Origin of the sequence: Lentzea sp. NPDC051208, assembly GCF_040682435.1 — a bacterium.
Lineage (GTDB): Bacteria > Actinomycetota > Actinomycetes > Mycobacteriales > Pseudonocardiaceae > Lentzea > Lentzea kristufekii.
Genome location: NZ_JBFBAW010000006.1, coordinates 12,929 through 34,562 on the forward strand (window position 1 = coordinate 12,929; position 21,634 = coordinate 34,562).

Sequence of the window (21,634 nt, forward strand, 5' to 3'; positions counted from 1 at the left end):
TCTCCTGGCGCGAGATGTCGATCCCGGCGTCTCCCGTTCGACGCACTGATGACAGCAAGCGCGAACACCGAGGAGAACCAGATGCGCACCCTGATCGCCACCGCTTTCGTCTCCCTCGACGGCGTCGTCGAGGCACCCGGCGGCGAGCCCGGTCACCGCAGCGCCGGATGGACCTTCCAGGACATCGAGTTCGACGAGGCCGCCTACGAGATCAAGGGCCGCGAGCAGGAAGAAGCCGCGGCGATGATGATGGGCCGGGTCAGCTACGAGGCGTTCGCCCCGGTGTGGCCGACGCTCGACTACTTCCCGCAGTACAACGTGATGCCGAAGTACGTCGTGTCCAGCACGCTGAAGGAAGACCAGCTGGTCGACAACTGGGGCGACATCACGATCCTGCGCTCGCTGGACGACGTGGCCGCGCTGAAGGAGACCGAGGGCGGGCCGATCTCCATCCACGGCAGCGCGACGCTCAACCGCAACCTCTCCGACGCGGGCCTGATCGACCGCTACCACCTGCTGGTGTTCCCGGTGCTGCTCGGCGCGGGCAAGCGGCTGTTCAGCGAGACCGACAAGGCCAAGCAGATGCTGAAGGTCGTGGAGAGCGAGTCGTACTCGAACGGCATCCAGAAGCTGGTCTACGACGTCGTGCGCTGACCTCAGGCGCACTCGCGCACGGCGGCCACGACCCCGGCGAACGAGTCGACCAGCCAGGTCGGGTTCGCGCTGAGCAGCTGGTCGACGCCGTGCACGCCGTAGGTCACGGCGATGGACGCCATGCCGGCTCCGTGCGCCATGTTGATGTCGTGAGTGGTGTCCCCGACCATGACCGCGTTGCGCGGGGACACCCCGAGCCTGCGCAGCACGAGGAGACCGGACTCCGGATCGGGCTTGGGTTTCGAGACCTGGTCCGCGCCGACGACGACGGAGAACTCCTCGCGCAGACCGGCCGCGGTGAGCAGCGCCTCGGCGTTCCCGATGTACTTGCTCGTGGCGACCGCGAGCCGGAAACCGTCGTCCCGCAACGACTGCAGCCCGTCGTACACGCCCGGGAACACCAGTTGCGTCGCCATCGGCAGCACGATCTTGCGGAACGTGGCCTGGTAGAGCTCGACGCAGGCGGTGACGACCGGCTCGTCCTCGGACGTCCCGAGCACCTTCGCGAACGCGGCGGGCAGCGGGAGCCCGATGGTGGCGCGGATGGTCGCGGAGTCCGCTGTGCGCAGATCGAGCTGGGCGAACACCGCGGCGAACGTCGTGACGATGCCGCGCGGGGAGTCGACGAGCGTGCCGTCGAGGTCGAAGATCGCGCACCGGTTCATGATGCGAACTCCTTCGCGTGGGCGGCGGCGAGTTCACCCGCGACTTCGGCGGTGCTGACCATCACCGCCGTGGTCGCCTTCACGGTCTCGATCTCGTCGTCGATCGCGTCCGCGGGCTTCGTCGGCGTGGTCACGAGGAACGAACCGGGGTTGCCGAGTGCCCAGTGGCTCTCGATCGCGCGGGCCATCACCCGCGGATCGTCGACGCGGTGCGGACTGGGCAGACCGGAGGACTCGAAGTAGAACGCGGGGAAGTCGTCCGACCGGTAGGCGACGACCGGAACGCAGTGCGTTTCCAGGAACTCCAGCGTGAGCCCGAGGTCGAGGGTGTGCCGGGCCCCCGCGCAGACCACCGCGACCTGGGAACGGGTGAGTTGCACGAGGTCGGGGGACAGGCGCCGGGCACCTCGGTGCACGCCGCCGATCTCCGCGCTGGACAGGAACTTCAGCCCCGCGAGCCCGGCCGCGACCATCGCCGCCGAGACCGTCGTCGCCCCGGCCGTCCCGCGGGCCAGGACGACCGGCAGGTCTCGGCTGTCCACAACGGACACTCCTGGTGTGGCGGCGAATCTCTCGATGTCGGTCTCGGAGAGGCCGACGAGGATCCGGCCCTTGTCGACGCCGATCGTGGCGGGGACCGACCCGCTCGCGCGCACCGCGTCCTCGATCCGGCGCGCGGTCTCGGCGTTGTCCGGGCCGGACCTGAGCACGCCCGACGCCAGCGCCACGACGGGCTGGCCCGCCGTGATCGCCTCGGCCACTTCCTCGCTGTACACCAGGGGAATGCGCATCGGCACCTCAGTAGCTCGGGGTCTTGCGCAGGAGGTGGTTCCGTTCCACGATCTCCGGCGCGTAGACCTGGTCCTGCCACGCCTGCTGCTCGACCGGTTCCAGGGCGATCGACACGACGCCCTCGGCACAGCCGAAGGCCCGGGTCACCGCCTCGGTGATGGCCGAGACCAGCTCGGACGCCTGCTCGTCGTTGAGCGGTGCAGGAAAGTGCTTGATGTTCACGTGCGGCACGCGAGCCTCCTCACGACCGGCCTCCCGCGATGGCGAGGGTGACGGCCTTGGTGACGGCCGCGATCAGTTCGGCCATCTGCTCGTCGGACAGCAGCACCGGTACCCGCGCGACCTCGTCCTGCACGGTCGTGGTCTGCCGCATCGACGCCAGCAGCTCGTCGATGTCGGGCTCGCGCAGCAGGCTGTAGTGGTCGGCCTTCAGCTCGACGACCACCGGGTCGGTGACCGAGAAGCCCTCGCTGCCCTCGATGAACGAGTAGTCGTCGCCCTGCGCCTTGAAGATGGTGAGGGGCGCGGTGATCGTGCGCTCGGCCAGTTCGCCGAAGGTGTACTTGAAGGAGAACGTCTCGGTGACGATCTTGATGATCCGCCGCACGAGCTCGCTGTCGAGGTCGCGGAACTCGCCGCTGACGAACGCCGCGAAGCTGTCCTCGTCCCGCGCGACCTCCAGGCACCGGGCGAGGCGGGCGTCGGTGATGCTGCCCGCGAACACCGAGAAGAGGATCGTCACGAACGCGCTGTTGTCGTAGGAGGCCTCGTCGCTGTCCCGTTCCGAGCGCACCTTCGGCGAGCCTGGTGCGATCAGGAACAGGTTCTCGACCTCGTCGCCCGCTTGTTCGAGCTGGTAGGCCGTCTCGAACGCGACCCGCGCCCCGAAGGAGTAGCCCCACAACGTGTACGGGCCCTCCGGCTGGACCTTCTTGATCGCCTCGATGTCGGCGGCGGCCATCTCGCGGATCGTGCCGTACGGCGTCTCGCCCTCGTTGATGCCGTGCGCCTGCACGCCGTAGAACGGGCGCTCCGAACGACTTGCGAGCGTGCGCAGGTTCATCGGGTAGCCGCCGAGCCCCGGCCAGCAGAAGACAGGAGCGCCGTCACCGTTGGGCTGCAACGGAACCAGGCGCGAGATCGGGCCCTCGTGCAAGCCGTCGACGCGCCGGGAGAGCTGCTCGATGGTCGGCGACTCGAAGAGCACCTGCAGCGGCAGGCTGGTGCCGAAGTCCTTGTTGATGCGGTTGACCAGGCCGACCGCGATCAGCGAGTTGCCGCCGGTCTCGAAGAAGTCGTCGTGCGTCGAGACCGTCTCGCGCTTCATCAGCTTCTTCCACATCTCGCTGATGCGGCGCTCGGTGATGGTGCGCGGCGCGACGAACGGCCGGTCCTGGTCGTCGACGTTGGTCTTGTCCGACTTCTCCAGGGCCTTGACGTCGATCTTGCCGTTCGCGGTGACCGGCAACGCGTCGAGCACCACGACCTTGTTCGGGATCATGTAGTCCGGCAGGAAGTTGACCAGGTCGTCGCGGATGAGCTCGGCCGGGCCCTTCATGTGGACGACGTCCTCCTTCATGCCGGGGCTGCGGCGCTGGTCGTAGGACACCTTGCCGCCCAGGAAGAAGTACGACGGGCCGTCCTGCTCGCCGGCGGCCTTCAGGATGTCGCAGATGCGCTTGGCCGACGGGAGGTCGTTGTTCGACTTCGAGCTGTAGCCCGAGGACATGAAGCCGAGGTCGACGTCGTTGGCGGACAACCGGTGCATGGTCCGGCCGAGGTCGATGTAGCGCCGCCACAGCTCCGTGGACCGGCCGATGGCGCTGACGCCGAAGCTCGCGCGCTCGTAGACCGCCTGGTTGATCGCGATGACGTGCTTGCGCAGCACCAGTTCGTCGGACACCCGCTCGAACTCGCCGCCGGCGTAGCGGTACTGGCCGCCGGGCAGGTTCGCGACGCGGCCGGGGTGCGTCTGGACGTAGATGTCGACCTCGTCCTCGCGGACGCCGGTGTAGGCGCACAGCTCGAAGGTGCCGAGGTAGTAGTCCTCGTCGGCGACGTCGAGCAGGCCCTTGGTCTCCGGCGCGTACCCGGAGGCCTTGATGTCGAGGCCGTAGCCGGGAAGGACCTCCTCGAAGAGCCCGACCATGTGGCCGGTCTCGATCTCCAGGACCTCCTGGATGTTGTTGAGGTACACCGCCTCGATCGCGGCCTTGTGCCCGATGAAGTGCAGCTTCGCCTGCACCTCGAAGCTCTCCTCGAGCGGCCTGATCAGCACGAGCTGGTGGCGCAGCGGGTGGTAGTAGTACAACCCGGCCGGCAGCCCCGCGATGTGGTGCAGTTCCAGGTGGAGCTGGGTCGCGTAGAGCGAACCCGGTGACGCGTAGCCGTACTTCGGCAGCAGCCGCTGGTCGCTGAAGTGCGCGCCGAAGTAGCGCAGGATCTCGCCCAGTTCGGAGACGTGGACGGACTTCGGGTCCTTGGAGCCGGCGCCGATCGGCTTGCGCTCCAGCAACCGCGCCAGGTCGGCGTCGGTGACCTGGCCGCCCTCGTAGAAGCGGTAGGACTTGCGCGAGAAGACGACCTTGCGCTGCAGGCACGAGGCTTCCTCGCCGGGCAGTTCGAAGCTCTGCCGGCCGGAGAGGTCGTCGCGCACGCCGGGGTTCGACAGCTGCGCGCGCACCTGCAGGCGGCTGGACTTCGACTGGTGGTGCGAACCCGCGTTGCCCTGGTCCATCAGGGCGGCTTCCTTGGGGTTCAGCTCGACGCACGCGATCAGGTTCTGGAACCCGGTGCGTTCGTCCTCCTTGACGATCACGGCCGCGTTGCGCACCCAGTCGTGCGTCTCGATCGCGAGCCGGATCTCGTCCAGCTCGACCCGGTAGCCGCGCAGCTTGACCTGGCTGTCCGCGCGGCCGGCGAACTGCACCGTGCCGTCGAGGTTCTGCGTCACGAGGTCGCCGGTGCGGAACATGCCGTCCACGAACCGTTCCTCGGTCAGCTCCGGCTGGTGCAGGTAGCCGCGGGCGACCTGGACGCCGCCGATGTAGAGCTCGCCGATCTCGCCGGGCGTGACCATGTCGCGGTTCTCGTCGAGCACCAGGTACGTCGTGTTCGCGACGGGCAAGCCGATCGAGATCGACTTCGGGGCCTCGGCGAGCCCGGCGGGGTCGACCACGAACGACGACGAGTTGATCGTCGTCTCCGTCGGCCCGTAGAGGTTGATGAGAGCCACGTTCGGCATGTCCGCGAAGAACGCCTGGGCCAGCGTGCGGGACAGCGCCTCGCCGCCGCTGAAGACCTGCTTCAACGAGGTGACGGTGTGGAACTCCTCGGTGTCGATCAACGCCTGGAGCAGCGTCGGCACGCACTGCAGCGTGGTGACGCCCTGCTCGCGCATGGTCTCGATCAGCATCTCGGGATCGCGGTAGATGCCGGGCCGGCCCATCACCACGGTGCTGCCGACCGCGGGAGCGAGGATCTCCCACTGCGCGGCGTCGAAGCTCATCGGCGTCTTCTGCACCACGCGCTTCGTGCCGTCGATGGCGTGCACGTCGTGCAACCACAGCATCTGGTTGACGATGCTGCGGTGCTCGATCATCACGCCCTTGGGCCGGCCGGTGCTGCCGGAGGTGTAGATGATGTACGCGAGGCTGTTGTGGGCGGGGGAGAAGCCGTCGTCGAACGCCTCGTCGCAGTCGTCGAGCGTGACGATCCTCGTGGTGGCGGGCGCCAGTTCGGCCAGCCGCTGCTTCAGGGCCGGCTGCGTCACGACGACCTTCGTGCGCGAGTCCTCGATCATGTACCGGAGCCGCTCCTCGGGATACTCCGGGCTCAGTGGCAGATAGGCGCCACCGGCGCAGAGGATTCCCCACGCTCCGACCACGAGGTCCAGTGAGGGCTCGACGAACATGCCGACGCAGTCGTCCTCGCTGATGCCGAGCCGCCGCAGGTGCGTGGCCAGCGCGGAACTCTGCTCGAAGAGTTCGCCGTAGGTGATGCTCTGTTCACCGAAGACGACGGCCGTGCGATCAGGGTGTTCCTCGACCTGCTTGCGCAGCAGGTCGGGAAGGCAGCCGCCGTCCACTTCAGCTTCGTGCGACATCTCAGAAATCCCCCAAGCGGTCAGCAGGCGTGAGTCGGTGCGAGCACGTTCTTGGTTAGTTGAGAAACGTATGAGTGACGGCTCGAAACCCGCTGGAGCGATCCGCCCCGTGACCAGCCGCAGAGGTCTACCGGAACCGCCTCGAAGCAGGCCGGAACCTCGGTTGGTTCGGTGGCGAATGGTTGCCGCACTGTCCACAATGGTGTTGGGTTGACGCCGACTTCGAGGGCGGGGCCACGAGGATGAATGTGCTCGAGTACGTAGCCGATCGCTGGGATCGGCTGTCTTTGCAAGCGTTTCTGCACGTCAGTGCCGTTGTGCAGTGCACGGTTCTGGCGGCGCTGCTCGGAGTGCTGATCGGGGTCGCGGTCTACCGCAGTCCGGCCGGATCCGCGCTGGCCACGGCCTTGGCGAGCACGATCCTCACCATTCCGTCGTTCGCCCTGCTGGCGTTGCTGATTCCGGTGTTCGGCCTGGGCGCGGACACGACGGTGGTCGCTCTGGTGCTTTACGCGTTGCTCCCGATCGTGCGCAACACCATCGTCGGACTGGCCGGTGTCGACCCGGCTGTGAGCGATGCCGCGAGAGGGATCGGGATGAGCAGATTCGGGGTGCTCACCCGCGTCGAGCTGCGGTTGGCGTGGCCCGCGATTCTGGCCGGAATGCGGGTCGCCACGCAGATGCTGATGGGCATCGCGGTCATCGCGGCCTATGCGAAGGGGCCGGGACTGGGATCAGAGGTGTTCTCGGGGCTCGCGAACGCGGGCAGCGCGAACTCGATGAACCAGGCCCTCACCGGAACGATCGGCGTGGTGGTCCTCGCCCTGCTGCTCGACGGGATTTACGTGCTGGTCCACCGTTTCACCGTGTCGAGGGGCGTTCGTGGCTGAAAAAGGCATCCAGATCAGGCTCGACCACGTGACGAAGCGGTACGCGGGGCAGAGGACGGCGGCGGTCGACGACTTCTCGATGGTCGTGCCGGCCGGGCAGATCGTGGTGTTCGTCGGGCCGTCCGGCTGTGGCAAGACCACGACCATGCGGATGATCAACCGGTTGATCGAGCCGACGTCCGGCACGATCACGATCGGCGGCGAGGACGCGCTGAAGATCGACCCGGACGACCTGCGGCGGCGCGTCGGGTACGCGATCCAGCAGGCCGGGCTGTTCCCGCACTTCACCGTGGCGCAGAACATCGCGGTCGTGCCGGGCTTGCTGGGCTGGAACAAGAAGAAGATCGCGGACCGTGTCGACGAGATGATGGACCTCGTCGGGCTCGACCCCGGCGAGTTCGCCGATCGCTTCCCGCGTCAGCTCTCCGGTGGCCAGCAGCAACGGGTCGGCGTCGCGCGGGCGCTGGCCGCCGACCCGCCGGTGCTGCTGATGGACGAACCGTTCGGCGCGGTCGACCCGATCACGCGCGGGCACCTGCAGGACGAGTTGTTGCGGCTGCAGGAGGAACTGCGCAAGACGATCGTGTTCGTCACGCACGACTTCGACGAGGCCGTGAAGCTCGGTGACCGGATCGCGGTGCTCGGTGACCGGTCCACGATCCTGCAGTACGACACCCCCGACGCCATCCTGGCCAATCCCGCGGACGACACGGTGGCCGGGTTCGTGGGCGCCGGCGCGTCGCTGAAGTCGTTGACCCTCATGAGGGTGCGCGATGTCGAACTGGGTCAGGCCGTCACCGCTCGCTCCGGCACCGATCCGTCCACTGTGGATCTGGGTGACGAGAAGTGGTTGCTGGTGCTGGACCAGCGCGACCGCCCGTCGCGCTGGGTGTCGCTGGCCGAGCTGAGACGCCTGACCTCGCTGGCCGGAGCCGGACGTCCGGTGCGGGACTCCGTGACGCTGCAGTCGACGTTGCGGGACGCCCTCGAGGCGATGGTGAACGAGGGCGGCCGGGCGGTCGTCACGGGCGGACGCGGCGAGTACGTCGGCACGGTCGACCTCACGACCGTGACCGACGTCGTGCAGCAGCGGCGGGCGAACTCGTGACGGCCGGGCGCATCCGGTTCTGGGCGCAGCCGGTCGCGGTGCTGCTGATCGTCGGCGGCGTGCTGGCGTGGGTGTTCGGCGGTGAGCTGACGGCGACCGAGAAGAGCACGCTGAACGCCACGTCGTTGCTGACCGCGCTGCGCGACCACCTGGCGATGACGGTCGTCGTGACCGCGATCGTCGTGGTGGTGGCGGTGCCGGCGGGCATCGTCGCGACCAGGCCGTGGGCCCGCTTCCTCGCCCCGGTGTTCCTGGCGGTCGCGAACGTCGGCCAGGCCGCGCCCGCGCTGGGGGTCCTGGTGCTGTGGTTCCTGATCACGGGTGCTTCAGGTGGACTGTGGGTGGCCGCGCTTCCGTTGGCGTTCTACTCGTTGCTTCCGGTGCTGCGCAACACGATCGTCGGCATCTAGCAGGTCGATCCGTCCCTTGTGGACGCCGGGCGCGGCATCGGCATGTCGGCGTCGGGCGTGCTGTGGCGCGTCGAGTTCCCCTTGGCGACACCGCTGATCCTGGCAGGCCTGCGCACCTCGCTGGTGCTCGCGGTCGGCACGGCGACGTTCGGCCTGTTCGTCAACGCGGGCGGGTTCGGGTTGCTGATCGACACCGGCTACAAGCTGAACCTGACGAAGGTCCTGGTGACCGGTTCGGTGCTGGCGGCGGGGCTCGCGCTGCTGGTCGACTGGGCCGGCGCGGTGATCGAGCAGTGGTTCGGCCCCAAGGGGGTCCGATGAAAAGGGTGTTGCTGGCAGCCCTGCTGTTGCTGTCCGGCTGCGGCCTGGACGTCAACACCGCGCTGCCTACAAGGTTCTGCCGGGCTCCATCCAGCCCGAACGGTCGCTGCAGGGCGTCGAGATCACCGTGGGGTCCAAGGACTTCACGGAGAACATCCTGCTGGGCTACCTGGCCGAGATGGCGTTGTCCGCGGCCGGCGCGGACGTGATCGACCTGACCGACCTCAAGGGCTCGCAGACCGCGCGCCAGGCCCTGCTCACCGGCGAGGTCGACGTCACCTGGGAGTACACCGGCACGGGCTGGATCAACTACCAGGGAAACGTTCTCCCCGTGCCCGGCGGTGAACAGGCGCAGTACGACGCGACGAAGAAGGCCGACTTGGAGAGGTTCGGCGTCGAGTGGCTCGCCTACTCGCCGCTCAACGACCAGTACGCGTTCGCCGTCACCGAGGCCTACGGCGAGCAGCACGGCCTCAGGACCACGTCCGACCTGGCGGCGTTCCTCGTCCAGAACCCGGACCAGGCCGTGTTCTGCCTGGAGACCGAGTTCACCAGCCGCCAGGACGGCTTCCCCGCGGCACAACGGACCTACGGCTTCCCGGCCACCGAGGTGAAGAACTTCGGCATCGGCACCATCTACTCGGCCGTGGCGGGCGGCACGTGCCCGGTCGGCGAGGTGTTCACGACCGACGGCCGGATCGCCGCGCAGAAGCTCCGCGTGCTGGAGGACGACAAGAAGGCCTTCCCGCAGTACAACGTGGCGCCGACCGTGCGCGCCGAGTTCCTCGCCCGGTACCCGCAGGTGCGCGGTCCGCTGGAGGCGGTGAGCGCCGCGCTGACCAACGACCAGATGATCGAGCTGTGCCGTCAGGTCGACGTGGAGGGCAAGGACGCGGGAGAGGTGGCGCGCGACTGGATGGTGTCGAAGGGGTTCATCCGGACGGACTGATCTTGCGATCGGTGTGGCCGAGGGAACGCTCCGGCGCCACCCGGTCGCGCACGAGCTGCTTGAGCACGGCGAGGTCCGGGAAACCCTCCTGCTCCTTGCGCGACCACAGGGTCTCGCCGTCGAGCCGCACGTCGAACACGCCGCCGGTACCGGGATCAGCGCGACCTCACCCAGTTCCGCGGTGAACGTCGTCAGCAGTTCCTGCGCGGTCCAGCCCGCACGCAGCAGCCAGCGGCACTGAGTGCAGTACTCGATCTCCAGACGCGGTGTTCTCATGTCCGGTTCTTAACAGACTCTCCGGAGCGGGTCGCGTCCTTGCCCCAGCTGGCCAGCAGCTGCAGCGCCTCGGCGGACGGCGTGCCGGGTTCCGCGTGGTAGGTGGTGAAGAACAGATCCGGCTCGCTCGGCATCCGCAGCGTTTCGTACGACAGCGTCATCTCGCCCACCAGCGGGTGGCGGAGCACCTTCGTGCCGAAGGACTTCTCCTTCACGTCGTGCTTGGCCCAGAGCTGCCGGAACAGCTCGCTCTTCACCGACAGCTCGCCGATCAGGGCGGTGAGCTCGGGGTCGTTCGGGTAGCACCCCGCGTCCATCCGCAGGAATCCGACGACGTCGGCGGCCTTGCTCTCCCAGTTGACGAAGAGCTCCTGGTAGGAGGGCTGCAGGAAGATGAAGCGCGCCCAGTTCCGCTCGCGCGGCTCCAGCTCGGCCCAGTCACCGAACAGCGCCGCGGCCATCGGGTTCCACGCGAGGACGTCCGAGCGGCGCCCGCCGATGTAGGCGGGCACGCCGACGTTGTCGAGCAGGTGCTTCAAGGCCGGACGGACGCCGCGTGAGGTCTTTTTCTTCTTCTTGTTGTCGTACCGGCAGGCCGTCAGGTTGCGCAGGTGCGTCTGCTCGGCCTCGTTGAGCTGCAACGCCCGTGCGATCGAGTCCAGCACCTCGTCCGAGACGTTGCGGCCGTTGCCCTGCTCAAGACGCGTGTAGTACGCCACTGAGACGCCTGCGAGCTGCGCCAGCTCCTCGCGGCGCAGGCCCGGTACGCGGCGGGTGCGGCCGTAGCGAGGAAGCCCGACGTCGTCGGGGGACAGCCGCGCCCGGCGGCTGCGCAGGAACTCGCTCAGCTCGGTGCGCGGGTCGACGTCCATGCCCCCGAGTATCCCCGGCCTGGGCGAACCGTGCCTGCTACTGCTGGTGGTAGGCACGCCAGTCGTACGAAGAACAGGTGTCTGGGTAGCGACCCCGAAGCGGAGCAGTGTCTTCAAGGGACACGACAACGAGGAGATACCTGATGAGCACCGTCGCTGCCTACGCCGCTCCCGCACCCAAGGCACCGCTGGAGCGCACCACCATCGAACGTCGCGCGGTCGGCGCGCACGACGTCCTGATCGACATCAAGTTCGCGGGCATCTGCCACTCGGACATCCACCAGGTCAACGAGGGCTGGGGCCAGGGCATCTTCCCGATGGTCCCGGGCCACGAGATCGCCGGCGTGGTCGTCGAGGTCGGCTCCGAGGTGACCCGCCACGCCGTCGGTGACCGCGTCGGCGTCGGCTGCATGGTCGACTCGTGCCGCGAGTGCGAGAACTGCCTGCGCGGCTTCGAGCAGTACTGCACGGGCGGCAACACCATGACCTACAACGGTGTCGACCGCCACGGCGACGTCACCTACGGCGGCTACTCGAAGCAGATCGTCGTCGACGAGAACTTCGTGGTGCGGATCCCCGAAGGGCTCCCGCTGGACGTGGCCGCGCCGCTGCTGTGCGCGGGCATCACCGTCTACTCGCCGCTCAGGCACTGGGGTGTCGCGCCCGGCAAGAAGGTCGCCGTCGTCGGCCTGGGCGGGCTCGGCCACATGGGCGTCAAGATCGCCGCCGCGCTCGGCGCCGAGGTCACCGTGCTGTCGCAGTCGCTGCGCAAGAAGGACGACGGGCTCAAGCTCGGCGCCCAGGACTACCGCGCCACCAGCGACCCGGCGACGTTCACCGAGCTCGCGGGCACGTTCGACGTGATCCTGTCCACGGTGTCCGCGCCGCTCGACTTCGGTGCCTACCTCGGGCTGCTCAAGACCGACGGCGCGATCGTGAACGTCGGCGCGCCGGAGGAGCCGATCTCGCTGAACCTGTTCGGGCTGCTCGGCGGACGCAAGACGCTCGCCGGCTCGATGATCGGCGGCATCGCGGAGACCCAGGAGATGCTGGACTTCTGCGCCGAGCACGGCCTCGGCTCGGAGATCGAGCTGATCGGTGCCGACGAGATCAACACCGCCTACGAGCGGGTGCAGGCGAGCGACGTGCGGTACCGGTTCGTGATCGACACCGCCACGATCTGACGTCCGTGCCGTGCCCGCTCAGCCGGGCGGGCACGGCACCCCCGTCGCGTAGGCCTTGGTGGCGCCCGCGATCACCGTGTCGAGCTGCAGGAGGGTGTCCTGCAGCTCCTCGATCTGCTTCACCACCGACGACCGGTGCCCGTGCAACTTGGCCAGGACCTCCGGCGCCGCCACCCCCGTCACCACGCACGGCAGCATCTCCAGGATCGACGCGCTGGAGATCCCGGCGGCGTAGAGCTGCTGGATCAGCCGCACGCGGCCGACGGCGTTCTCGGCATAACGCCGTTGGCCGCTCCCGCTGCGTTCGGACGCGAGAAGGCCCTGTTCCTCGTAGTAGCGCAACGCGCGCACGCTCACGCCCGTGCGTTCCGCCAGCTCACCGATGCGCATGAGACCTCCGCCACAAAAGCTACCTCTGACGTCAACGTCAGGTTTCTAGCCTAGCTCTCATGCTCCTCACCAGCTACCGACTCGGAAACCTGACCCTGCCGAACCGCCTCGTGATGGCGCCGATGACCCGTGCACGGGCCGTTGACGGCAAACCGACCGAGGCCACGGCCACCTACTACGCCCAGCGCGCCACCGCCGGACTCATCGTCACCGAAGGCGTGCACCCGAACGCGGTCGGCCAGGCCGGTCCGTTCATGCCCGGCATCCACACCGACGAGCAGGTCGAGGCCTGGCGGGTCGTCACGGACGCGGTGCACGCGAACGGCGGGCGGATCTTCGCCCAGCTCATGCACGGCGGCCGCATCGGCCACGCCGAGGTCGCCGGGCACCACCCCGTCGGTCCGTCGGCGATCGCGGCCGGTACCGACGTGTTCACCCCGGCCGGGATGAAGCCGGCGCCGGTGCCGCGCGCGTTGCCGACGGCGGAGGTCGCCGATCACGTCCGGGCGTTCGGTGACGCGGCCCGCAGGGCGGTCGACGCGGGGTTCGACGGGGTCGAGCTGCACGGCGCGAACGGTTACCTCATCCAGCAGTTCCTGTCGTCCAGCGCGAACGAGCGCACCGACGGCTACGGCGGCTCGATCACCGGTCGCATCCGGTTCGCCGTCGAGGCGGCCCAAGCGGCCGTGGACGCCATCGGGCCGGACCGCGTCGGCATCCGGCTCTCACCCGGTGGCGAGATCCAGGGCATCGTCGAGGAGAACGTGCCCGTGCTCTACGGCGAGCTGCTGAAAGCGTTGCCGGACATGGCTTACGTCCACCTGCTGGCCACTTCGGACGACGAGGTGCTGATGGGGCTGCGCAAGGCGTGGCCGAGCGCGTTCATCCTCAACCCCGGCGGCCAGATCGGCCCGGAGCAGAGCACGCGCGAGCAGGGGGAGCGCTGGCTCGCCAACGGCGCCGACCTGATCAGCTACGGCCGTGCCTACATCGGCAACCCCGACCTGGTCGAACGGTTCCGCCTGGGCCTGCCGCTCGCCGGTGCCGACAAGGAAACCTGGTTCCAGACTCACGCGGGATACGTCGACTACCCCAGCTATCAGCACTGAAGCGCGCGCATCAGGTGGTCGACGAGCCGTTCGAGGTAGTCGGGCTCGACTTCGGCGCGCCGCACGGACAGCCGCCAGTAGACCGGTGCCGCGACCAGGTCCAGCGCGATCTCGAAGTCGAGATCAGCCGGTAGTTCGCCCCGGTCGATCGCCCGCCGCAGCGTCACCGCTCCGAGCGCACGGCGGGGTTCGCCGATCGTCGCCGCGATCGCCTCGGACAACGCCGGAGTGCGGACGGCCTCGGCGGTGAGGTCGGGCAGGATCGTCGCGAACCTCGGGTGCGTCAGCCAGTCGTGCACCGCCGTGACCGTGGCCAGCAGGTCGCCGCGCAACGAGCCGGTGTCCGGAACCTCGGCCAGTGGCACGGAGAACTCCGACAGCGCCGCGACCACCATGTCCTGTTTGGACGGCCAGCGCCGGTACAGCGCGCTCTTGCCGACCTCCGCGCGCTTGGCCACCGCCTCCATCGACAGCCGGCCGTAACCGTGCAGGGCCAGCTCGTCGAACACGGCGTCGGTGATCGCCTGCGTCACGTGGGGCTGCAGCACGGCGGCGCCGGTCGGGGTGCGCTTGGTCATGGCGCACATCATAGGACTGGACGAGACGGTCCCGTCCCGTCTACTGTTGTGAACGGGACGGTACCGTCCCGTCCATTTCTTTCGGAGGAGCTTCCGTGGACCTCATCCCGAGGGCACTGCAACTGCTGCTGGACAAGGACATGATCGGCTTCGCGGGCCTGTGGGCCGAGGACGGCGTGGCGGAGTTCCCGTTTGCCCCGCCCGGCTGGCCGACCAGGCTGGAGGGCCGCGCGGCGGTCGAGGACTACGTGCGCGACTACCCGAAGATGCTCGACATCCGGAGCTTTCCGAGGCAGGTCGTGCACCAGAGCACCGACCCGGACGTCGTCATCGCCGAGTTCGAGGCCGAGGGCGTGGTGGTCGCGACCGGCAAGCCGTACCGGGCCTCGTACATCGTGGTCGTGACGACCCGCGACGGCGAGATCGTGAGCTACCGCGACTACTGGAACCCGCTTCTCGCACAGGAGCTGTCAGCATGAACACGCTGGTCATCGGAGGCACCGGCACGACCGGCAGCCGCCTTGCCTCGTTGCTGCCCGATGCCCGCATCGGCACCAGGAAACCGGTGCTCCCGGACCACGTCCGATTCGACTGGGACGTGCCGGCGACGTTTGACGCCGCCCTGGACGGGATAGATCGTCTTTACCTGATCCCCCCGATCGGAGTCGTCGATCCCGTTCCGGTGGTCGAGTCGCTGCTCGCTCGAGCGCGGCTCGTGCGGCGAGTGGTACTGCTGAGCTCGTCCGCGGTGCCGGAGAGCGCCACGGGGATGGGCGCTCTCCCAGCACTCGTGCGCACCCTGCCGGAATGGGCGGTGCTGCGGCCGTCCTGGTTCATGCAGAACTTCACCGGCGACCACCCGCTCGCGGCCGGTGTCCGGGCGGGCGAGATCGTCACGGCCACCGGTGCCGGCCGGGTCGGGTTCGTCGACGCCGGCGACATCGCCGCGGTGGCCGCGCGCGCGTTGACGGACCCGGTGCCGCACAACACCGATCACGTCATCACCGGCCCGGAGGCGCTGAGCTACGCCGATGCCGCCGCGATCATCACCGAGGTCACCGGGAAGCCCGTGCGGCACCGGTCGATCAGCACCGCCGAGATGACCGAACGGATCGCCGAAGGGCTGCCCCGTGACTTCGCCGCCCTCCTCGCCGGGCTCGACGAGGACATCCGCGGGGGAGCGGAGGACCGGGTCACCACGACCGTCCAGGACGTGACGGGCAGGCCGGCGGTGTCGTTCCGGGACTTCGTCAGGCGAACTTTCACCGCGTAGCGGATTCGTCAGCGCACCGATTCGCACGGGACGACGAAGAACCAGTCCTGGGGTTCGTGCTCCAGCCGGGCTTCCGTCGCCCCCGCGGCGCATTCGGCACGTGCGCGCGCCAGGCTCTCGTCCCACGGAATGCCCGTCAGCACGGTCTTCGGTTCCCGGAACTGGGTGATGATGCTGACCACCACGAGGATGCCGATCAGGTAGCGGCTGCCGCCCACCACCAGGCGCTGCCACGTCTTCGCCGGCGTCGCGTCGAGGCCCACGAAGATCGCGGTGAACAGGAACAGGCACGGCGCGATGCTGTAGCGCTGGCTGGTCATCACGACCTCCGGCGCCTGCACCTGCAGGACCTGCGTCCAGTTCAGCACCAGGCAGGCGACGATGACGATCACGCTGCAGGCGCCGGCGGCCAGCGCGAGCGCCCGTGCGGCCCGGTTGCCGAACCACAGGCCCGCGGCGATCGGCACGGCGGCGACCAGCAGCGCGCCGAGGATCAGCAGGTTGCCGTGCGACGGGTAGAACTGGCTGACCCGCTCCGACCCGGTGAACGCGACCACGGGCACTCGCAGCAGGCTCGCCAGCAGCACCTGCACCGGATCGACCTCGTCGTGCGAGTACGGCGTCCGTGAGGCGAACAGCATCGTCAGGCCCTGCACCACCAGAGCGGCGAGGAACGCGATCGGCACCTCCTTGCGCGGCTGGAGGAGCCGTAGGAGCGCGATCGGGGCCAGGACGAACACCAGCGGGCTGGAGAGGGCGGCGAGGGCCACGAACAAGGCGACCGGCACCCGCGGGGCGTTGCGCCACAACAACGCCCAGAAGGCGCCGTAGAGCAGGAACCAGTGCAGGTTCGCCATGTTGTTCAAGGTCTCGGAGTTGCCCGCGGGCAGCACGATGACCAGGGCCGACAGGGCGAACCGCATCGGCGTCGACCTCAGGTACGCCTCGGAGGCCGAGAACGTGATCAACGCGACCAGCGCCCGCAGCACCGCGGCGCTGACCGCGAACCCCGCGGCCGTCCACTCGAGGGGCAGCACCGCGACCAGCTGGGCGACCAGGCGGGGCAGCGCGTGCAGGTAGCCGCCGTAGGGGTCAACCAGGTTCTCCAGCGCCGGTGAGCGCACCGCGTCGACCATGAACCGGGCGCCGTCCTCGGCCCACAGGTGGTCGAGCCGGGACCAGCCCGCCGGGATGACCAGCAGGAACACCACCGAGGCGACGAACGCCGACAGCAGGCCCAGCCACGCCAGTTCGTGCCGCGGTTCGTCCGGCAGCGGCACCAGGCTGTCCGCCAGCTCACCGGGCCGTTGCGTCGTGACTGCCATCAGTCGGCCCCCCATGTCCGCTGCCAACCCCGGGGAGAACGTATCCGGTCAGCGCCGGACGAGATCCGGCAGGCGCTCGTACCGGGCCCATTGATCAGCGGACACCGGGGTGATCGTGGACGAGTTCAGCGTCGCGATCTCGGGGGATCCGACGACCCACAGCTTGCCGTCGAGCAGCAGCCCGACCTGGCCCGCCGGGTTGGTCACCGCGGGCGCGCCGGCCGGGACGGTGAACGCGAGCTTCAGCGCGTCGACGCCCTGCGGCCGGGTGCCGAGCACACCGCGCGCGAACTTCTCCGCCACCGAACGGCGCTCGAAGCGCATCACGTTGCCGCCCACGACGACGTCGAGCGTGCGTTCCGGCGAAGGCACCGCGAAACCGTTGAGCGCCTTCACCTCGGTCGCGGTGACGCAGCCCTTGATCCCGACCGCGTCGAGGCCGAAGTGGGAGATGTTCGTCGGTCCCGCCGGACCCTCGACGGTGCCGCGCAGCACGTCCAGCCCCACCCGTCCGCACGGGTCCCTGCCGTCGGCCGGCGCGTGGCCCTCCGGCGTGCGCAGCAGGCCGGGACCTTCCTCCCAGGCGCCGGGGATCACCACGGCCTCGAACGGGTGGCGGGTGAAGTCCCTGTTCCAGAACGTGATGGTGGTGCCGTCGTCGGTCTCGTGGGCGATGGCGAACGACGACGCCGCCTCGATCCACATCCAGTCCGCGCTGAAGGCCTCGACCACCGACCGCGTGCGCGGGCCGTTGTTCGACGTCACCGCCTTGAAGCCCTGCTTGCCCAGTGCCTCGACGCCCTTGGTGAACGTCGGGTCCTTCGAGCGCAGCACGTACTGGCCGGCGCCGTTCTGGTGCGAGGCGAGGCCGGTGGTGTCGGTGAACATCAGGTACACCCAGCCGTCGAGGTAGATCGCCGACTGCTGGCCCGCGCCGTAGGTGTTCTCGCGGATGTTGTCCCCGGCGGGGGCGACGATCGACTGACCGCCCGCCTCGCGCGTCCAGGTGATGCCGTCCTTGCTGGACGCGACGCCGACCGAGCTGCCGTTCGCGTGGTTGTCCCGCGCGGCGCCCGTGTAATACATGTAGTAGACGTTGCCGATCTTGATCAGCGACGGGTCGCACGTGTGCATCGCGTCGAAGCTGCCGCCGCTGCCCGAGAACACCGGGACCGCCGTCGAGAACGGGCCGCCCACGGCCGGGCCCTCGCTGTAGAGGATGTCGTCGCCGCCGGGCGGTGCCGCGCTCAGCTGGCTGCACCACCACGCGCGCACCTTGCCGTTGTCGACCATCACGGCGGGCGCGTAGTTGTACGGCGCGTCCCCGGCCCCGGCGATCACGGTGCCGCCGCTCTGGCGGCCGTTCTCGACGCTGAGCCTGATCCTGTCCCTGGGGGGCACCGGCGCCGGTGCCTTCTTCGTCGACGTGGGCTTCTGCTGCTCGACCGGTGCTCCGACCGGGTCGCCGACCGCTGCGTTGGTGCATGCCGTGACCGCACTGACCAGCGCGAGCGCAGCGAGTGACGCGAGAGGTCGACGACTCAGGGGCACTCACCCATCATAGTGATCAAGTCCTCCGTCCGGGTGAAGTGCGCCGCCAGGCCGCTCTCAGCAGCGCGATTCCGCTGTCCAGGAGCACGAACACCGCGATCGGAGGCGTCTGTGATGGTGGGCACACCCGCTTCCTCCAGTCGGCCCGTGGGGGCTCGCGGACCGCGCAGCGGCGGCGGAACCAGGCGAGGAACCTCGCCGGGTCGCTGTGCTGCAGGATCGCGAACACCGCGCCGGTCAGCGGGAACATCGCGGCGTGCGTGCGGGCCCGTTCGTCGGCGTCGAGCAGCGGGAACACCAGTTCCGTGATCGTCTCCGCCGCGTGCCGGCCACCGTCGTGGTGCAGCGGTTCGTCGAGCAGGGCACGGAGTTCTTCGTCCGGCTCAATTTGCCGGGCAGGGGTACTGGGCGGGGGACCGCGCCACCCACTTCCCCTTCACCACAACGCCATCGTTGAACTTGCCGCGTTCCAGTCCCGCGCCCGGCGTGCTGAGCAGTTGCTCGATGCTCATCAGCTGCCCAGGTAGTGGACGACGGCCATCACCCGGCGGCTCAGGCCGGACGAGCCGGAGAGGCCGAGCTTGTCGAAGATCGCGTTGATGTGCTTCTCCGCGGCGCTCTGCGAGATGTGCAACTGTGCGGAGATGCGGGCGTTGGTGAGGCCCTGGGCCATCAGTTCGAGGACCTCCTTCTCCCGCGCGGTCAGCGTTTCGATCGGGTCGACGTGCGTCGTTCTCGTCAGCAGCCTGCGCACGACCTCCGGGTCGAACGCCGCGCCGCCCGCCGCCACCCTGTCCAGGGCCTCCAGGAACTCGTCCACCTGCGCCACCCGGTCCTTGAGCAGGTAGCCGACCTTGCCGCCGGTGCTGGTGATGAGCTCCGTGGCGTAGCGGTTCTCCACGTACTGCGAGAGCACGAGCACGCCGACCTCCGGCCAGCGTTCCCGGATCTCCAGTGCGGCGCGCATGCCGTCGTCCTTGTGGTCCGGTGGCATCCGGACGTCCGTCACCACGATGTCCGGCCGGTGTTCCTCGGTGGCCTTCAGCAGCTCCGGCGCGGTGCCGACGGCGGCCACGACGTCGTGCCCCTCCTCGGCGAGCAGCCGGATCAGGCCCTCGCGAAGCAGCGTCGAGTCCTCGGCCAGGATCACTCGCACGGCACCCTCGCGTAGATCGTGGTGGGACCGCCGGGCGGACTGGTCACCTCGAACTCCCCGTCCACCGCCTTGACCCTCCTCGCCAGACCGGACAGCCCGGTGCCGGCGGGGTCGGCGCCGCCGACGCCGTCGTCCCGCACCACGATCGCGATGCCGCCCCTGCCGTCCGGGCGCACGTGGACCTCGACCACCGACGGGTCCGCGTGCTTGGCCGCGTTGGTGACGGCCTCGGACGTCACGAAGTAGATCACCGCCTCCAGTGCGGTTCCGGGTGACGACGCGAGCCGGTTGTTGATCTCGACGCGCACGCTCGACCGCTCCGCCAGCACCTCGAGCGCCGCGTCCAGCCCCGAGTCGTCCAGCACGGCCGGGTAGACCCGCGTCGCGACCTCGCGCAACTCGTCGATGGCCTCGCCCGCCGTGTCGTGCGCCTGCCGCAGCAACTCCTGCAACTGCTCCTCACCCCTGGCCCGCTTCGCCCGGCCGATCAGCATGCCGAGCGCCACGAGCCGCTGCTGGACGCCGTCGTGCAGGTCGCGCTCGATGCGCCGCCGTTCGTCGTCGATCGCCTCGATCACCTCGGCCCGCGTGCTGGTCAGCTCCGCGACCCGTTCGCGCAGCAGCGTCTGCTGGCTGGTCCCGAGCATCGTGGTGGCGAGCCACCGGTCCAGCACCGCGACGCCGACCACACCGGCCGTCGTCACGAAGATGACCACCGCACCGGGGATCGCCAGCACCGCGATCAGCCCGAGGCTCACCTGGTCGGAGTCCTCGATGAGCGCCCAGTCGCCGTCGAACAGCCACGCCGTCACCATCGAGATCCCGACGACGTACCAGGACGCCAGCAACCAGATCACGCAGGCGCCGAGCGCGCCGACCAGCCACCGCACCGCGAGATAACGACGGCACCCCTGACGTGTCAGCGGATTCGTGTGCACGGCCCGGTCGAACCGCGTGATCCTGCCGAGTTCGTACTCGGTCAGCCGGACCACGCCCACGCCGGTGGCCGCGGCGGCGAGACCGGCCACTCCGGTGACCGACCCGATCGTGAGACCCACGAGCATCCGGAACCAGCTGAGCACCAACGAACCCGCGCCGAGCCGCTCCCCCTGATGCACGTTCGCCACCGTACCGACGCCCCCGCCCCCCGGCATTGTGGTTTACCACAGTATCGCCCTGCGGTTTCCCCCACGATTCCCGACGGACAACCTCATGGTCCCGCCCGTTCCCCATTCCTAACGTTGACCCCGACCGATTTCATCGTCGCCTGAGGGGAAACCAATGCTGGCTGAATGGGCCGTCTCGTTGATGGAGTCTTTGGGAGGGGTGGGCGCGGCCGTGGTCGTGGGCCTCGACAACCTGTTCCCGCCGATCCCGAGCGAGCTGGTGCTGCCCCTGGCCGGCTTCTCCGCGAGCAAAGGCGTGTTCAGCCTGGCCGCGGCGCTGTTCTGGACCACCGTGGGCTCGGTGGCGGGAGCCGTCATCGTCTACTTCGCGGGAATGCTCCTGGGCCGCACCAGAACCCGCAATCTGGTGGCCCGAATCCCGTTGGTCCGCGTGACCGACTTCGACAGGACCGAAGCCTGGTTCACCCGGCACGGCACCAAAGCCGTCTTCTTCGGCCGAATGGTGCCGCTGTTCCGCAGTTTCATCTCCCTGCCCGCGGGAGTCGAACGCATGAACTTCCCGAAATTCCTCGTGCTCACCACAGCGGGCAGCCTGATCTGGAACACCATCTTCGTGGGCGCGGGCTACCTGCTGGGCGAGAACTGGCACCGGGTCGAGTCCTACGCCGGTGTCTTCCAGAAGCTGGTGATCGCCGCCGTGGCCGCGGCCGTCGTCCTCTTCGTCGTCACCCGCCTGCGCCAGCGCTCGAAGGGCGACCCGGAGGCGACGCAGGTCTTACCGCGCGTCAAGCGGTGACGTTGCCGCACAACACGATGCGGCCGGGCCGCTCATCGTCGTAGTCGACGATGTCGTCGAACGACGCCGGGGACCACAGCCGAACATTCCGGCATCAGCGGCC

21 protein-coding genes and 3 pseudogenes are annotated in these 21,634 nt (G+C 68.9%); 10 read left to right on the plus strand and 14 right to left on the minus strand.

Features of this window, described 5'->3' with window-relative positions:
- Window positions 1–81: 81 nt before the first annotated feature.
- Window positions 82–654, plus strand: a complete 573-nt coding sequence (locus AB0M48_RS15415; RefSeq protein ID WP_319986548.1) for a dihydrofolate reductase family protein — start codon at window positions 82–84, stop codon at window positions 652–654.
- A gap of 2 nt (window positions 655–656) precedes the next feature.
- On the opposite strand, the gene AB0M48_RS15420 is transcribed toward AB0M48_RS15415, so the two are convergent.
- Genes AB0M48_RS15420 through AB0M48_RS15435 form a run of 4 tightly spaced genes read right to left on the minus strand, consistent with a single transcriptional unit; the run spans window position 657 to window position 6,216 of the window.
- Complete coding sequence (locus AB0M48_RS15420; protein WP_363841419.1) at window positions 657–1,319, minus strand: HAD family hydrolase; 663 nt, start codon at window positions 1,317–1,319, stop codon at window positions 657–659.
- Entirely contained in the window at window positions 1,316–2,110 is a 795-nt protein-coding gene (locus tag AB0M48_RS15425; RefSeq protein ID WP_363841422.1) for a pseudouridine-5'-phosphate glycosidase, read from the minus strand. Before AB0M48_RS15425 ends, AB0M48_RS15420 begins: the two co-directional genes overlap by 4 nt.
- Before the next feature lie 7 nt (window positions 2,111–2,117).
- Window positions 2,118–2,342: a tautomerase family protein gene (locus AB0M48_RS15430; RefSeq protein ID WP_363841425.1), complete on the minus strand. Its 225-nt coding sequence runs from the start codon at window positions 2,340–2,342 to the stop codon at window positions 2,118–2,120.
- Window positions 2,343–2,352: 10 nt separating this feature from the next.
- A complete protein-coding gene (locus AB0M48_RS15435; RefSeq protein WP_363841428.1) occupies window positions 2,353–6,216 on the minus strand; it encodes an amino acid adenylation domain-containing protein in 3,864 nt (1,287 codons plus the stop codon).
- Between the two features lie 242 nt (window positions 6,217–6,458).
- Here AB0M48_RS15435 and AB0M48_RS15440 point away from each other — a divergent pair, with 242 nt between their 5' ends.
- The 4 genes and pseudogenes from AB0M48_RS15440 (at window position 6,459) to AB0M48_RS15455 (ending at window position 9,894) form a co-directional block, all read left to right on the plus strand.
- Window positions 6,459–7,106, plus strand: coding sequence for an ABC transporter permease (locus AB0M48_RS15440; protein ID WP_363841431.1), 648 nt, complete (start codon window positions 6,459–6,461; stop codon window positions 7,104–7,106).
- Complete coding sequence (locus AB0M48_RS15445) at window positions 7,099–8,214, plus strand: ATP-binding cassette domain-containing protein (protein ID WP_363841435.1); 1,116 nt, start codon at window positions 7,099–7,101, stop codon at window positions 8,212–8,214. Before AB0M48_RS15440 ends, AB0M48_RS15445 begins: the two co-directional genes overlap by 8 nt.
- Window positions 8,211–8,945, plus strand: a pseudogene (locus tag AB0M48_RS15450) (ABC transporter permease). Before AB0M48_RS15445 ends, AB0M48_RS15450 begins: the two are co-directional and overlap by 4 nt.
- Window positions 8,942–9,894: pseudogene (locus AB0M48_RS15455) on the plus strand (glycine betaine ABC transporter substrate-binding protein). The pseudogenes AB0M48_RS15450 and AB0M48_RS15455 overlap by 4 nt, the downstream one beginning before the upstream one ends.
- On the opposite strand, the pseudogene AB0M48_RS15460 reads toward AB0M48_RS15455, so the two are convergent.
- Window positions 9,878–10,170, minus strand: a pseudogene (locus tag AB0M48_RS15460) (SelT/SelW/SelH family protein). The pseudogenes AB0M48_RS15455 and AB0M48_RS15460 overlap by 17 nt on opposite strands.
- Window positions 10,167–11,042 (minus strand): helix-turn-helix transcriptional regulator, encoded by an 876-nt coding sequence (locus AB0M48_RS15465; RefSeq protein WP_363841438.1) that lies wholly within the window; start codon window positions 11,040–11,042, stop codon window positions 10,167–10,169. The pseudogene AB0M48_RS15460 and the gene AB0M48_RS15465 overlap by 4 nt, the downstream one beginning before the upstream one ends.
- Before the next feature lie 140 nt (window positions 11,043–11,182).
- Here AB0M48_RS15465 and AB0M48_RS15470 point away from each other — a divergent pair, with 140 nt between their 5' ends.
- Window positions 11,183–12,226 (plus strand): NAD(P)-dependent alcohol dehydrogenase, encoded by a 1,044-nt coding sequence (locus AB0M48_RS15470; protein ID WP_363842686.1) that lies wholly within the window; start codon window positions 11,183–11,185, stop codon window positions 12,224–12,226.
- An 18-nt stretch (window positions 12,227–12,244) separates the two neighbouring features.
- On the opposite strand, the gene AB0M48_RS15475 is transcribed toward AB0M48_RS15470, so the two are convergent.
- A complete protein-coding gene (locus tag AB0M48_RS15475; protein ID WP_363841441.1) occupies window positions 12,245–12,616 on the minus strand; it encodes a MerR family transcriptional regulator in 372 nt (123 codons plus the stop codon).
- Window positions 12,617–12,675: 59 nt separating this feature from the next.
- On the opposite strand from AB0M48_RS15475, the gene AB0M48_RS15480 reads away from it, so the two are divergent.
- Window positions 12,676–13,725, plus strand: coding sequence for an alkene reductase (locus AB0M48_RS15480; RefSeq protein WP_363841444.1), 1,050 nt, complete (start codon window positions 12,676–12,678; stop codon window positions 13,723–13,725).
- Here AB0M48_RS15480 and AB0M48_RS15485 read toward each other — a convergent pair.
- A complete protein-coding gene (locus AB0M48_RS15485; protein ID WP_363841447.1) occupies window positions 13,716–14,303 on the minus strand; it encodes a TetR/AcrR family transcriptional regulator in 588 nt (195 codons plus the stop codon). The genes AB0M48_RS15480 and AB0M48_RS15485 overlap by 10 nt on opposite strands.
- Before the next feature lie 95 nt (window positions 14,304–14,398).
- Between AB0M48_RS15485 and AB0M48_RS15490 the strand changes: the two genes are divergently transcribed.
- Together AB0M48_RS15490 and AB0M48_RS15495 are read left to right on the plus strand one after the other, a co-directional pair.
- Window positions 14,399–14,782, plus strand: a complete 384-nt coding sequence (locus AB0M48_RS15490) for a nuclear transport factor 2 family protein (protein ID WP_363841450.1) — start codon at window positions 14,399–14,401, stop codon at window positions 14,780–14,782.
- Entirely contained in the window at window positions 14,779–15,576 is a 798-nt protein-coding gene (locus AB0M48_RS15495) for an ergot alkaloid biosynthesis protein (protein WP_363841453.1), read from the plus strand. The genes AB0M48_RS15490 and AB0M48_RS15495 overlap by 4 nt, the downstream gene beginning before the upstream one ends.
- Before the next feature lie 8 nt (window positions 15,577–15,584).
- Here AB0M48_RS15495 and AB0M48_RS15500 read toward each other — a convergent pair whose 3' ends face one another.
- The 6 genes from AB0M48_RS15500 to AB0M48_RS15525 all read right to left on the minus strand — a co-directional run bounded on the left by AB0M48_RS15500 (window position 15,585) and on the right by AB0M48_RS15525 (window position 20,726).
- Window positions 15,585–16,901, minus strand: coding sequence for a hypothetical protein (locus AB0M48_RS15500; RefSeq protein ID WP_363841455.1), 1,317 nt, complete (start codon window positions 16,899–16,901; stop codon window positions 15,585–15,587).
- 48 nt (window positions 16,902–16,949) lie between these two features.
- The gene (locus AB0M48_RS15505; protein ID WP_363841459.1) at window positions 16,950–18,452 is read right to left on the minus strand and encodes a beta-xylosidase; all 1,503 of its coding nucleotides are present in this window, start codon (window positions 18,450–18,452) and stop codon (window positions 16,950–16,952) included.
- 16 nt (window positions 18,453–18,468) lie between these two features.
- Window positions 18,469–18,750: a hypothetical protein gene (locus tag AB0M48_RS15510; protein ID WP_363841462.1), complete on the minus strand. Its 282-nt coding sequence runs from the start codon at window positions 18,748–18,750 to the stop codon at window positions 18,469–18,471.
- A gap of 85 nt (window positions 18,751–18,835) precedes the next feature.
- Window positions 18,836–18,964 (minus strand): hypothetical protein, encoded by a 129-nt coding sequence (locus AB0M48_RS15515; protein ID WP_363841465.1) that lies wholly within the window; start codon window positions 18,962–18,964, stop codon window positions 18,836–18,838.
- Window positions 18,964–19,608 (minus strand): response regulator transcription factor, encoded by a 645-nt coding sequence (locus AB0M48_RS15520; protein WP_319986528.1) that lies wholly within the window; start codon window positions 19,606–19,608, stop codon window positions 18,964–18,966. The genes AB0M48_RS15515 and AB0M48_RS15520 overlap by 1 nt, the downstream gene beginning before the upstream one ends.
- Entirely contained in the window at window positions 19,599–20,726 is a 1,128-nt protein-coding gene (locus tag AB0M48_RS15525) for a histidine kinase (protein ID WP_363841469.1), read from the minus strand. Before AB0M48_RS15525 ends, AB0M48_RS15520 begins: the two co-directional genes overlap by 10 nt.
- A gap of 163 nt (window positions 20,727–20,889) precedes the next feature.
- Here AB0M48_RS15525 and AB0M48_RS15530 point away from each other — a divergent pair, with 163 nt between their 5' ends.
- Window positions 20,890–21,531 (plus strand): DedA family protein, encoded by a 642-nt coding sequence (locus AB0M48_RS15530; RefSeq protein WP_363841473.1) that lies wholly within the window; start codon window positions 20,890–20,892, stop codon window positions 21,529–21,531.
- The last annotated feature ends 103 nt before the right edge of the window (window positions 21,532–21,634 follow it).

Excerpts from the sequence above, each read along its gene's own strand:
- AB0M48_RS15435 (WP_363841428.1), bottom strand. The coding sequence starts at position 6,216 with ATGTCGCACGAAGCTGAAGTGGACGGCGGCTGCCTTCCCGACCTGCTG.
- AB0M48_RS15485 (WP_363841447.1), bottom strand. The coding sequence starts at position 14,303 with ATGACCAAGCGCACCCCGACCGGCGCCGCCGTGCTGCAGCCCCACGTG.
- AB0M48_RS15480 (WP_363841444.1), top strand. The coding sequence starts at position 12,676 with ATGCTCCTCACCAGCTACCGACTCGGAAACCTGACCCTGCCGAACCGC.
- AB0M48_RS15495 (WP_363841453.1), top strand. The coding sequence starts at position 14,779 with ATGAACACGCTGGTCATCGGAGGCACCGGCACGACCGGCAGCCGCCTT.
- AB0M48_RS15515 (WP_363841465.1), bottom strand. The coding sequence starts at position 18,964 with ATGAGCATCGAGCAACTGCTCAGCACGCCGGGCGCGGGACTGGAACGC.
- AB0M48_RS15475 (WP_363841441.1), bottom strand. The coding sequence starts at position 12,616 with ATGCGCATCGGTGAGCTGGCGGAACGCACGGGCGTGAGCGTGCGCGCG.
- AB0M48_RS15420 (WP_363841419.1), bottom strand. The coding sequence starts at position 1,319 with ATGAACCGGTGCGCGATCTTCGACCTCGACGGCACGCTCGTCGACTCC.
- AB0M48_RS15440 (WP_363841431.1), top strand. The coding sequence starts at position 6,459 with ATGAATGTGCTCGAGTACGTAGCCGATCGCTGGGATCGGCTGTCTTTG.
- AB0M48_RS15415 (WP_319986548.1), top strand. The coding sequence starts at position 82 with ATGCGCACCCTGATCGCCACCGCTTTCGTCTCCCTCGACGGCGTCGTC.
- AB0M48_RS15500 (WP_363841455.1), bottom strand. The coding sequence starts at position 16,901 with ATGGCAGTCACGACGCAACGGCCCGGTGAGCTGGCGGACAGCCTGGTG.
- AB0M48_RS15530 (WP_363841473.1), top strand. The coding sequence starts at position 20,890 with ATGCTGGCTGAATGGGCCGTCTCGTTGATGGAGTCTTTGGGAGGGGTG.
- AB0M48_RS15465 (WP_363841438.1), bottom strand. The coding sequence starts at position 11,042 with ATGGACGTCGACCCGCGCACCGAGCTGAGCGAGTTCCTGCGCAGCCGC.
- AB0M48_RS15425 (WP_363841422.1), bottom strand. The coding sequence starts at position 2,110 with ATGCGCATTCCCCTGGTGTACAGCGAGGAAGTGGCCGAGGCGATCACG.